Annotated in this window: 11 protein-coding genes, 1 tRNA gene and 1 riboswitch; of the genes, 2 read left to right on the plus strand and 10 right to left on the minus strand. The window is 51.6% G+C overall.

Going from position 1 to position 12,169, the window contains the following annotated elements:
- Positions 1-13: 13 nt before the first annotated feature.
- The 8 genes from IPQ00_08640 to IPQ00_08675 form a co-directional block, all read right to left on the minus strand.
- On the minus strand, positions 14-274 hold the full coding sequence (locus IPQ00_08640) for a 30S ribosomal protein S18 (GenBank protein ID MBL0240625.1): 261 nt from the start codon (positions 272-274) through the stop codon (positions 14-16).
- Between the two features lie 48 nt (positions 275-322).
- Positions 323-721, minus strand: a complete 399-nt coding sequence (rpsF, locus tag IPQ00_08645; protein ID MBL0240626.1) for a 30S ribosomal protein S6 — start codon at positions 719-721, stop codon at positions 323-325.
- A 107-nt stretch (positions 722-828) separates the two neighbouring features.
- Complete coding sequence (locus tag IPQ00_08650; protein ID MBL0240627.1) at positions 829-1,392, minus strand: aminoacyl-tRNA hydrolase; 564 nt, start codon at positions 1,390-1,392, stop codon at positions 829-831.
- A gap of 16 nt (positions 1,393-1,408) precedes the next feature.
- Positions 1,409-2,053 carry a 50S ribosomal protein L25 gene (locus tag IPQ00_08655; GenBank protein ID MBL0240628.1) on the minus strand — a complete coding sequence of 215 codons (645 nt, stop codon included), beginning with the start codon at positions 2,051-2,053 and terminating at the stop codon, positions 1,409-1,411.
- A 66-nt stretch (positions 2,054-2,119) separates the two neighbouring features.
- Complete coding sequence (locus IPQ00_08660) at positions 2,120-3,076, minus strand: ribose-phosphate pyrophosphokinase (protein ID MBL0240629.1); 957 nt, start codon at positions 3,074-3,076, stop codon at positions 2,120-2,122.
- A gap of 58 nt (positions 3,077-3,134) precedes the next feature.
- Positions 3,135-3,209, minus strand: a tRNA-Gln gene (locus tag IPQ00_08665).
- Between the two features lie 32 nt (positions 3,210-3,241).
- Complete coding sequence (gene ispE / locus IPQ00_08670) at positions 3,242-4,138, minus strand: 4-(cytidine 5'-diphospho)-2-C-methyl-D-erythritol kinase (protein MBL0240630.1); 897 nt, start codon at positions 4,136-4,138, stop codon at positions 3,242-3,244.
- Between the two features lie 96 nt (positions 4,139-4,234).
- Positions 4,235-4,816: a CAP domain-containing protein gene (locus tag IPQ00_08675; GenBank protein ID MBL0240631.1), complete on the minus strand. Its 582-nt coding sequence runs from the start codon at positions 4,814-4,816 to the stop codon at positions 4,235-4,237.
- 10 nt (positions 4,817-4,826) lie between these two features.
- Positions 4,827-4,903: riboswitch (cyclic di-GMP riboswitch) on the minus strand.
- A 120-nt stretch (positions 4,904-5,023) separates the two neighbouring features.
- Between IPQ00_08675 and cadA the strand changes: the two genes are divergently transcribed.
- Both cadA and IPQ00_08685 read left to right on the plus strand, forming a co-directional pair.
- Positions 5,024-7,333 carry a cadmium-translocating P-type ATPase gene (gene cadA, locus IPQ00_08680; protein MBL0240632.1) on the plus strand — a complete coding sequence of 770 codons (2,310 nt, stop codon included), beginning with the start codon at positions 5,024-5,026 and terminating at the stop codon, positions 7,331-7,333.
- Between the two features lie 126 nt (positions 7,334-7,459).
- Positions 7,460-8,389 carry an isoaspartyl peptidase/L-asparaginase gene (locus IPQ00_08685; GenBank protein ID MBL0240633.1) on the plus strand — a complete coding sequence of 310 codons (930 nt, stop codon included), beginning with the start codon at positions 7,460-7,462 and terminating at the stop codon, positions 8,387-8,389.
- 201 nt (positions 8,390-8,590) lie between these two features.
- Here IPQ00_08685 and cphA read toward each other — a convergent pair whose 3' ends face one another.
- Together cphA and IPQ00_08695 are read right to left on the minus strand one after the other, a co-directional pair.
- The gene (cphA, locus tag IPQ00_08690; GenBank protein MBL0240634.1) at positions 8,591-11,233 is read right to left on the minus strand and encodes a cyanophycin synthetase; all 2,643 of its coding nucleotides are present in this window, start codon (positions 11,231-11,233) and stop codon (positions 8,591-8,593) included.
- Positions 11,234-11,241: 8 nt separating this feature from the next.
- On the minus strand, positions 11,242-12,096 hold the full coding sequence (locus IPQ00_08695; GenBank protein MBL0240635.1) for a cyanophycinase: 855 nt from the start codon (positions 12,094-12,096) through the stop codon (positions 11,242-11,244).
- Positions 12,097-12,169 lie beyond the last annotated feature (73 nt).

The raw sequence follows: 12,169 nt of genomic DNA on the forward strand, positions 1-12,169 counted from the left end.
TTAATAATTCCTACTAGTCGGCAACGAACGGCAGCATTGCCATCGAACGCGCTCGCTTGATCGCAGTTGCGATACGACGCTGATCTTTCGCCGAAATGCCCGAAATGCGGCGCGGCATGATCTTGCCACGCTCAGGAACGAACTGCCTCAAATAATCGACATCCTTCCAATCGACATAATCCGGAACCAACTGTCGCGGTCGGCGACGCTGAAAGCGGCGGGGGCGATCACCGATCACGTCCTCACCAACACCGAAACCGCCTCTATCGTCCATCAATTCAATCTCTTTCTCTGCCATAACTTTCTCCTTGTCGGGCGACGCTTAAGCCTCGGCTGACACCTCCGTCGATTCTTCTGTCGGGCGGAATTTTGCGCGTTTCGCAGCTTTCGCCTCACGCTTTGCCAAGCGTTTGTCTGCGGCCTTTCGATCCTCATCGACGCGGACCGTGACGTAGCGCAAGATCAGATCGTTTACGCGCATACGGCGTTCGAGCTCGAGGATCTCCTGACCGGTTCCATTGACCTCAAACAAGACATAGTGGCCTTCCGTCTTTTTCTGGATCGGATAAGCCAGCGTTCTAATGCCGACATTGTCCAAGCGAACGACTTCGCCGCCTTCTTTTTCGATCAATTTACCAACCGCTTCGTTTAGCTTCTCGATCTTCTCGCCTTCCGTCTCCGGATTGACGATATACATAACTTCGTACGTTCTATTTGCCATTTATTTCCTTTCTCCTTTCGGCTAACCAACCTCATTCTCATTTGGAATGAAGTAAGGATCCTGCTGCTCGGGTCAATCGCCAATCGGCCGAACCCCGATATTTCAAACTAATTAAATTTCGCCATCGCGGCATCAACGCCATCAGCGATTATCATTTCGACTGCATCCGCCGCAGTATCCAATATCTCGTCGAGCTTTTCGATATCGCTTTTATAGAAATTCTCCAGAACGAAATTCGATGCACTCGATATCGGGTGTTCCGGTTGGATTCCGATCCTGACCCGGATAAACTCCTGCGTTTTCAAACAATCGATGATCGATCTCAGCCCGTTCTGTCCACCGTGCGACCCTTTTGGCCTGATGCGAATCTTGCCAAACGGTAATGCCAGATCATCTGACACGACGATGAGTTGTGAACCCACTCTTTCGGGCTTTGCGACGAGACAGTTGACTGCCTCACCGCTGAGATTCATAAACGTCTGCGGCTTTATCAATTCCACCGCGTTATCGCCTACTACCCCTCGCCCGATCAATGATCGGCATTCCGCTCTTGAGACCCGTGTCTGAAGTCGGGCGGCGAGACGGTCGACGAGCATAAAACCCGCGTTGTGCCTCGTCCGATCGTATTTGTCGCCCGGGTTACCGAGCCCGACAATGAGCCATTTACTCAACGTCTAACGTCCTCGATTAAGCTTCGCCGCCATCACCGGGCGTTTCACCGACCACTTCGGGTTGTGCTCCGGCTTCGAGCTGCGGTTCAAGCACGACCTCGCTAACCGTCACGATCGTCGCAACTACGGTCTCCGGAGCTTCAAGCAATTCGATTCCGGCTCCGACACTGAGGTCCGAAACGTGAATAGAATGTCCAGCCGCCAGATCGGTCACATCGACATCGATCGACTCAGGCGTGTTCGCCGGTTCGCACAAGACCTTGATCTCGCGCAGAGCCTGCGTCAAAACTGCTCCGGCATCTTGCAATCCGGCCGCTTGGCCTGTCAAGTGGATCTGGACCGTCATTTCGATCTTTTCACCCTTAGAAAAACGGCGAAGATCGGCGTGGATCAGACGACCCCTGACGGCGTCGATCTGACGAGCCTGGAAAATGACATCATTGACGCCCTCTCCCTCAATATCGAGTGAGAAAACGGTGTTGATGCCCGAGTCCGAACGGATGATCGCCGCAAGGTCCTTTAACTCAGCGGTGGCCGCAAGGCTTTCCGATCCGCCGCCGTAAACAACGACCGGGATCTTGCCCAAAGCACGGAGTCGACGGTTTTCGTTTTTGCCGCGCGTATCACGCTTCTCTGCTTTAATTACTATTTTTTCTGCCATAACTCTTTCCTCTGTCCCTGATCGACGTTGCCAATATTGCCGCTTACATCGATGCTTCGACGAATACTAAATAAATAACGAAGAGACACTCGTCTCATCGTGTATCGATCTGATCGCTGACGCCAACAGCTTGGCGACGCTTAAAATTTCGATCTTGCCACCTTCGACCAGCGGTTTACCGTTGTCTTGGATCGGGATCGTATTGGTCACGATCACCTTTTTTAGATGCGAACCGCTAATATTCTCAACTGCTTTGCCGGACAAAACACCGTGCGTAAAGCAAGCAGAGATCTCGTTGGCCCCGGCTTTATGCAATGCCTCTGCAACCTTGCATATCGTACCGCCCGTATCGCACATATCGTCGATAATGAGGCAGTTCTTGCCGTTCACATCGCCGACGATGTTCATCACGTCTGCCACATTGGCACGTTCGCGGCGTTTATCGCAAAGAGCAAGACCGGCATCTAGCCTTTTCGCGTAGGCTCTGGCACGCTCGGCACCACCGGTGTCCGGGGATACAACTATAAGATTCTCGATCGGATTCGCCTTAAAATACTCAACTACGATCGGCGCCGCATAAAGGTGGTCGACCGGAATATCAAAGAAACCTTGTATCTGCGATGCGTGCAGGTCGATCGTCAAAATTCGCTGAGCTCCGGCGGTTGTAAGCAAATTAGCTACCAACTTTGCGGCGATCGGCACTCTCGGCCGATCCTTTTTATCCGAGCGGGCATAGCCAAAATACGGAATTACCGCCGTCACTCTTTCCGCTGACGCCCGAACACAAGTGTCGATCATTATCAGCAGTTCCATCAGGTGCCTATCACTAGGAGGGCACGTCGGCTGCACAATGAAGACGTCTGAGCCGCGGACATTCTCGCCGACCTGGAAATTAAACTCACCGTCCGAAAACCGGTCGGTCGTCGCTTTGCCCAATTCGCAACCAAGTTCCCCGCAGATCTCCTCCGCGAGTTCCTTGTGGGCAGTGCCCGAAAATACTTTGATCTTTCCAGTGACGCTCATTTCAATAAAAAAACGGACGATCTTCGTTAAGAAAGATTGTCCGTTTCGGAATCGAAATTGGCTGGGGCGGGAGGACTCGAACCTACGAATGCCGGATCCAAAGACCGGTGCCTTACCACTTGGCTACGCCCCATTGCGAATTTTTAGAAACTGATCGGAAACAACCTAACACCGAAGTGCTTCGCGGTACTGTGACCCCGAAATAGTTGCTACGGCAAACTTTCGCCAGGTCGATTCGTGATCGAGGGCTTTTATAGCAGCTTGCCGTGTCTCTGTTTTGTCAAATATTGCGAAGACCGAGGCCCCGCTGCCGCTCATTGCGGCATTTACTGCACCTAGCTCGAGCAATGTATCTTTTACACGCTTGACCTCAGGGTAAGCGTCGAAAACGCTTGCTTCAAAATCGTTTTTCAACTCCGAACTAAACAGATCAAGAAGATCGGCCTGGTTTCGGCAAACAGTAAGATTATGTTTTTGATCGTCGGATGTCAAGGTTGATGCATTTAATAATGCAAATGCCCTTGCAGTCGCCACATTTACGTTCGGTGTCACGACAAGTAGGTTTTCAGAGCCAATTTCCCTAAGTAAGGGTGAAACCACATCACCCCGCCCAATACCTAACGCTGTCCCGCCATTCAGAAAGAACGGCACATCCGCACCGAGGTCTTCCGCAATGAGCAATAAGTCCCTTTCTGGTATAGGCCCAAGGCCGCAGAGTTTAATAAAGCCTTTAAGAGCTACTGCGGCATTAGATGAACCGCCACCGAGACCGCCGGGCGACGGAATCCTCTTTGTGAGGTGGACTCTGCCCGTCACACGCTTTCCAAAATGTGTCTCGAGAGCCGCGGCCGCTCGTAGAATAATATTGTGACCGTCGATTGGCACGTTGCCATCGTCGCAAGAAAGTTCGAGTTTGTCGCTTGCTTCGAAAGCGATAGTGTCGTGTAGCGATATAGTCTGAAACACGGTGCAAAGCTCGTGAAACCCATCTTCACGTCTGCCCAATATACGCAGGATCCAATTTATTTTTGCGAATGAAGGCAATGAAAACGGATCTTGCATCGCTAAAGAATAAAGCGAGGCGGACTGAAAGTAAATGAGCGTGCTGAAGTCGTTTGACTTGGGCACGCTCAGATTCGAAAACAGTATTTCAGTCGATTATTTTCGAGTCAGAAACACCTGTGTAAAGTAATATGAACCGTCATCAGCAACCGCGATCCCGACGGCGGATTCGCTCCAGTCCGATTTCAGCAAATTTTGCCGATGTGACGGCGATTTGAGCCATAGCTCGACTGCGACCTCGACCGGGTCCTTGTAGCCGCGATTGAATGCGATATTCTCCCCGATCGATCGCCATTTCTTCAATCCTGAACGATCCGCTCGATCACTCACCATCGAATCGTCAAGCCCGCGATGTCCAAAATACTTGAATTCGGCCATATCGAGCGAATGTTGGCGCGCGATCTTGGCGACGTCTTCGCTCCATTCGAGCTGTTTGAATCCATTCTCGACACGCTTCTTATTGATCAGATCAAAGGCAACGTGCTCGATCGACGCAGTATTTACAATTATCGACGCTTTGACTGCTGCTGCCTTTTCCGGGATAACCCGCGGCCGTGTGAAATCAGAAGGCGCTGAAGTATTTCTAGCGATCTGTTCCTGTAACTTGTCTGTTTGAGCTGAGGCAGAAACCGCTATCGCGAATATCAAACCTATAAAAAGGATGGTTCTATTCTTCATTGGACCCCACTTCGGCAGCCTGACTTTCCGCATCTCCGCGGCTCTAGGCTTTGCGTTCACTCAATTGAGCGATTGCCTTTTCGGTTAAGGTGACAGATCTCATAGATCTATCTACTACTAGAAAATGTCAATTTGGGTGTTTTTCCAGGCTTTTTCGGCGGAATGCGATAAAATGTTTCTATGTCACAGCCAACGGTTCAGTTGGGAATGCGAAAGCCCGACGAAACGGTCGTTGAACCGCACGTCGATCCCGTTTGTAAAATGCTCGTGCTTCCCGATTCGGCGGCGGGCAATTTTGCGTATCATGGAACGGATTACTACTTTTGTGCGATCGGTTGCCGTGACCGTTTTGCGGCAAATCCGGAAAAATATCTGAATCCGCAACCCACCGAGGACCTTCCTCTCGACGTAGAATACACGTGCCCGATGGACCCCGAGATCGTCCAGATCGGTCCGGGAATCTGCCCAAAATGCGGAATGGCACTCGAACCAAAAGAGATCTCGCTGGACGACCGTCCGGACCCTGAGTATTTAGATATAAAACGCCGCTTTACTATCGCGGCAATTTTCACACTGCCGCTGTTCGTATTGGCAATGGCGGAAATGTTTGTAGATCTGAACCGGCTGTTTCCGACATTGCCGCACGGGCGGGCGGCAGTCATTTCATTATGGATACAATTCGTCTTAGCTACTCCGGTGGTTATTTGGTGTGGCCTTCCGTTCTATCAACGAGCGATCGCCTCGATCAAAAATGTCAGCCCGAATATGTTCACGCTGATCGCGATCGGCACGGGAGCAGCGTACTTATTGAGCATCGCGGCATTATTTGTCCCGGGCGTTTTTCCTCCGGCAATGATCGACCCGCACTCCGGCGTTGTGCCGGGATATTTCGAATCGGCCGCAGTGATAACGACACTGGTACTGTTGGGTCAGGTGCTGGAACTCCGGGCTAGATCACAAACGTCAACCGCGATCAAGGAATTGCTCAGGCTCGCACCGGAGACTGCAACGGTGGTACATCACGATGGTAAGGATGAGGCGATCGATCTAAAGCTCGTTCAAGTCGGTCAGTTACTGCTCGTCAGAGCGAATGAAAAGGTGCCTACAGACGGTCGTATAGTCGAAGGCGATACCACGATCGATGAATCAATGGTCACGGGCGAATCGCTCCCTGTCGAAAAGCACACCGGCGACGGTGTTATTGGCGGCACGATCAACGGCAATCGATCGTTTACGATGCGTGCAGAAAAGGTTGGCAGTGCAACTCTGCTCGCTCAGATCGTCAAAATGGTAGGCGAGGCACAACGTAGTCGGGCACCGATCCAAAGGCTGGCAGATGTCGTCTCGGCATATTTCGTCCCGGCAGTAATAATCGCGGCGATAATCGCGTTTATCGTTTGGATCGCCCTAGGCAGTCTGGCCTACGCGATAGTCGCCGCCGTTTCAGTGCTGATCATTGCCTGCCCTTGTGCCCTCGGTCTGGCAACCCCGATGTCGATAATGGTCGGTACCGGACACGGAGCAAAAAACGGCGTTTTGATCAAAAAGGCCGAGGCTTTGGAAACGCTTGAAAAAGTGAACACCATTATTGTGGACAAAACAGGAACTTTGACCGAAGGAAGGCCGAGTGTACAAAGTGTTGTCGCGACTCAAGGATATATTGCTGCAGATGTCGTTAAACTCGCGGCGAGTCTGGAAAGAAATAGCGAACATCCTCTCGCAAATGCGATTCTCGCCCAAGCCGATCTATTGAGCCTTGAATTATTGCCTGTAATACAATTCGAATCAAAAACAGGGATAGGCCTGAGCGGTTTTATTAATGAGCAGATAGTAACGATCGGCAAAGAATCTGGAGAGATCGACGACCAATTGAATGAGACCGTCGGCGTGATGCGGGACGAAGGACAGACCGTTGTATTTGTTACAGTCGGCGGCCAACTTTCCGGCGTGATAGGCATTTCTGACCCGATCAAACCCTCGGCAAAGGCCGCGATCGACGAACTCCATCGCCGAAATATCGAAGTGGTGATGATGACCGGGGATAATCGAACAACCGCCGAGGGTGTCGCGAAACAACTCGGGATCGACCACGTCTTCGCCGAAGTAATGCCCGAGGACAAGGCAGCCAAGGTTAAAGAATTGCAATTACAAGGCAAAATAGTCGCGATGGCAGGCGACGGAGTGAATGACGCTCCGGCATTGGCACAAGCAGATGTCGGCATTGCGTTCGCCAGCGGTACCGACGTTGCCATCGAGTCTGCTGATATTACACTCTTAAAGCCCGAACTTCACGGCATCTTAAAGGCTAGAAACCTGAGTCTGGCAACGATGAAGAACATACGTCAAAATTTGTTCTTCGCGTTCGCCTACAACATTATCGGTGTTCCGATCGCCGCCGGGGTGCTGTTCCCGGTCTTTGGGATCCTGCTTTCACCGATGATCGCGAGCCTTGCAATGACGTTTAGTTCGGTGTCGGTGATCACGAATGCCTTACGATTGAGAAATGCCAAGCTTTGATGGGAGACCTTAGCCGCAGATGGACACAGATCGCTCAGACCCGAAAATAAATGTTTATCTGCGTCATCCACATTTTTTTGTGGTTAAAAACTCCCCGGCTCGGAGTCTTTGCGGTAAAATCTATTTATGAGCAAACCTGCATTAGCTGTTCACGGTGGAGCCGGTACGATTTTTAGATCCGAAATGACGCCCGAACTCGAAGCCCAGTATCGATCCGGCATCGAGAATGCACTGCGTGCCGGTTGGGCAGTGCTTCAGGCAAACGGGAACTCGCTGGACGCGGTTGATGCCGCAGTGCGTCAACTCGAAGATTTCCCGCTTTTCAATGCGGGCCGCGGTTCGGTTTTCACGCACGATGGCCAAAACGAGATGGACGCGGCGATAATGGACGGCCATTCGAAAAAGGCCGGTGCGGTCGCTTTCATCCGCAATGTCAAAAATCCGATCGGGCTCGCCCGTCTCGTAATGGAGCGAACGGAGCACGTACTGCTCGCGGGTGAAGGTGCGATACTTTTTGCGGAAGAAATGAATGTCGAACTTGCCGACAACGCTTATTTTTATACTGATAACCGTTGGAAACAGCTCGAACAAGCGATCGCCGCCGGTCGTGTCCAACTCGATCACGCCGGTGCGGTGCATCCCAAACCCATCGGCACGGTCGGTGCCGTTGCCTGTGACGTAAATGGCCATTTGGCTGCCGCAACATCGACGGGCGGAATGACCAACAAAAAGTTCGGCCGCGTCGGCGACACTCCGATCATCGGGGCCGGAACGTATGCTGACGAATTTTGTGCCGTTTCTTGCACGGGGCACGGCGAATATTTTATGACCAACGTAACGGCTTTCGATGTTGCCGCACGAATGAAATATAGCGGCTTGAGCCTAGAAGATGCGGCTCAAGAGTCGATCGACCACTTGACCAAACTCGAGGGCGAAGGCGGCCTCATCGCGGTCGATGCTCAAGGCAATATCTCGCTGCCATTCAATTCCGAAGGAATGTATCGCGGCTCAGTAAATTCGAAGGGTGAGACGGCGATTGCCATCTACCGTCAATAGAAAAAAGGAATGATGCATCAAAGCATCATTCCCCCAACCTTAAAAGCCTTAAAATTATCTCCTCAGGCTCGCTTCGAAATGACGGGATCTTGTCATTACGATTCTGAAACAACTTCATCCTAATTGCCCGCGAGTCCCGCACATCTCTGATTACGTCAATCGGCAGTGTCACCGCCGAAACAAACCCCTAACAGACAATTTCTACTCGGCCGCTTTCTTTTCATTTACGATGTCCCGATATTCCTGAACGTAGGCGATATCCTTTGGCACGAGGTCGGCGAGCGTAACGACCAATTCGCCCTTTCGAGCGTGTTTGATCGCGTGGTGTATAGCGGTCCGGCCATCAGGAATGATCCTCACGGTCGGGGTTGCTGTGCTCTGTGCAATCCCCTCCTGAAGCAGCGTATGAAGTTCCTCAGGATCGCGGCCCCGAAGGTAATTGCCCGTGCGGATCACGATGCGGTCAAATGTGTCGCCCGCGATCTTACCAAATTCGCGGATATCATCGTCGCGACGATCACCGGTACCATTTAGAACAACAGTTCTGTATTTATTAGGTAGTTTTAGGACGAAGTCAGCCAAACCTCTGAGGCCGGCGGGATTATGGGCATAGTCCATAAGTACTGTCACATCGCCGATCTCAACAAAATTAAGTCGGCCCGGCGTTTGCGCCGTTCCCGCATTGAAAGTCGTCAGTCCAACACGCAGGTCTTCGAGCGAAACGCCGTGGACAAAGCACGCGAGTGTCGCGGCCAGCACGTTCTGGATCATAAATTCGGCACGGCCGCCGTATGTCAACGGTACGTTTACCACTTTTTCGATCCGAACCTTCCACTTGCCTTTCAGTATCGTCACATAGCCATTTTCGTAAACACACGAAACGCGTCCGCGTTCGGCTCGTCGTTTGATATTCGGGTGGTTTTCGTCCATCGAGAAGCAGACGACCTTCCCCTCGACCATTTCCTTCATCGCATAGACGAGGTCATCTTCGGCATTAAGCACCGCGTATCCTTTCCTCGAGACCGCACGCGGCACAACGGACTTGACGCGGGCAAGATCCTCAAGTGTATTTACGTCCTTTAACCCCAAATGGTCGGCGGCGACATTCATCACCACACCAATATCGCAGTAATCAAATCCAAGCCCCGAGCGAATTATACCGCCGCGGGCAGTTTCCAATACCGCAATATCCACGGTCGGATCCTTAAGTACGAGTTGAGCCGAGACCGGGCCCGTATTGTCGCCGGTCACGATCTGCTGATTGCCGATATAAGTACCGTCGGTTGTCGTAAACCCTACATTTCGGCCGCTATTTTTTAAGATATGGGCGATCAGTCGCGTCGTTGTGGTCTTGCCATTCGTGCCCGTGATCGCAAAGATCGGGATCCTTGCCGGCGTCCCGGGCGGAAATAACATATCGATGACGTGTTCAGCCACGTTTCGAGCAATTCCCTCGCTCGGAGCCAAGTGCATTCGGAAACCGGGAGCCGCGTTCACCTCGATGATCCCGCCACCGTTCTCCCGTAAAGGCTCACTTACATTTGGAGCAATAACATCCACGCCGGCAACATCCAGCCCGATAATCTTAGCGATCCTTTCAAACAAGAAGACGTTTGCCGGATGCACCTCGTCGGTACAGTCGATCGCTGTCCCGCCGGTCGATATATTTGCTGTGGTCTTAAGGTGAAGCACCTCGCCGGCCGGCATAATGCTTTCGAGTTCATATCCGGCTTTTCGGATGCACCGCATTGTTTGGCCGTCGATATCGATCTGAGTGAGAACATTTTCGTGCCCGTAACCGCGACGCGGGTCCGCGTTAGTTTTGTCGATCAGATCTTGAATCGAAGTATTACCATCGCCTATGACGTGTGCCGGCACACGCTCGGCGACCGCTATCAAGCGATTATTTACTACCAAAGCCCGAAAATCCGAACCGATCAACTGCTTTTCAACAATAATGTATCGTGAATATTCTTTGGCCTTTTCAAAAGCGACCTGGGCTTCTTCGAGCGAATTGACCCCGACCGTTGCACCTTTGCCGTGATTACCGTCTAGCGGCTTGATAACAACCGGAAAACCAACGCTGTCGAGAGTATCCTCAAGATCTTCAATATCGCGGATTCGATAGCCTTTCGGAACCGGCACGCCCATATCGCCGAGTAGCGTTTTGGTAGCGTGTTTATTCCCCGCGATATCGACCGAGATCATATTTGTATTGACCGTTGTCGTCGCCTGAATACGCTTTTGATAGACGCCGTATCCAAGTTGGACAAGCGATTGATCATTTAGACGAATAAACGGAATGTCGCGATTGTCGGCCTCTTCGACCAATGAACCCGTCGACGGGCCAAAGCGTACGTCTTGGCGGATCTCTCGCATTTCCTGAATCTCTTTTGCGAGTTCATCTTTGATTTCCTGAGTGGACCGTCCTTCGGCAAGATCCAAAAAGAGCCGTACCGCGGCACGACCGACGTATCGACCCACTTCCTCCTCGAGATAGCTAAAAACGACGTTATAGATTCCGCGTTCGTCTGTTTCCCGCGTACGACCGTACCCGGTATCCATCCCTGCGAGCGTCTGCAGTTCCAACGCGAAGTGCTCGATCACGTGTCCGGCCCAAGTGCCTTCCTCCACGCGCTTCAGAAATCCGCCCTCTTCCTGATAACTACAACCGTGGGTCGCAATTGATGGCAAGACATCCCTGAGCCTGTCGTAAAAGCCCTCGATCTTATCGGTCGGCCGTTCCTCATAGTCAGCGATGTCTAATCGCATTATGATCAGCTTTTTCCAATAGCCGCTCCAGTAGTTAGGGCCGCGAAGTGTGCGAATTTCGAGTATTTCCATTGTTTCAATTAGCCAAGGTCAGGCAGCAAGAATTCATTCGGCGGAGGCATCGGATACCGATCGAGATAGTTGTAAACGAGCCCATCACGTAATACGTGAAACTGGACACCACAGATGCTAAACGCTTCGTTATCACCGACTTCCGCTATCTCGTTGAAGGTAATCTCTGAACCGTCAACGATCGTTGTTGACCCCTGCCCGAAGACCTCAAGTATTCCTTTACCATCAAGAATGATCGCAGTATTTTCATCAATGCCGATGCCTAGGTTGTACGGATTGTATGACACTGCGGTTATTAGACGACTGATGCGTCCGCGTTCGCTGAAGTGCTGGTCGATGATGATATTTTTCAGAAAGCCTAGCCCGGGACTAAGCTTTACGGCATTCTTATGGGGATGTGAACTTGCATCGCCGCGGACGATCATCGATGTGCTCATTGCCGCCGCACCCGCGCTCGTACCCGCCATTACAACATTGGTGTCGCGCACCATCTTGCGAAGTTTCTCAGCAAGTTTTGTCCCACCTAGCACCGACACAAGGCGCATCTGGTCACCGCCCGTCATAAATACACCGGTTACGCCGTCCGTAAGCTTTTCGACATCCGCTTGGACAACATCCTGTCGCGAGGTCGCTCGCAAAACCCGTGGATTTGTCACACCGAGATTTCTGAAGGCCTGCGTGTACACGTCTGCAGCAAACTCGGGGAAATCCGATGCAACCGGAACGATCAATATTTCTGCCTTGTCGCCGCCGGCTAGTTCAAGAAATTTCTTAAGTATACGACGCTCATTATACTTATCTTCCGCCCCACCGATAACGAGCAGATGCCCGCCGATGATCTCACGGTCATCTGATTCACTCATTTGTTATTATGGAAAACTATAATTTAGAAAACTTTACACTAAGTTAGTGTAAAGTTCAGGATTGGTCAAGAAT

The organism is Chloracidobacterium sp., assembly GCA_016720705.1.
Lineage (GTDB): Bacteria > Acidobacteriota > Blastocatellia > Pyrinomonadales > Pyrinomonadaceae > OLB17.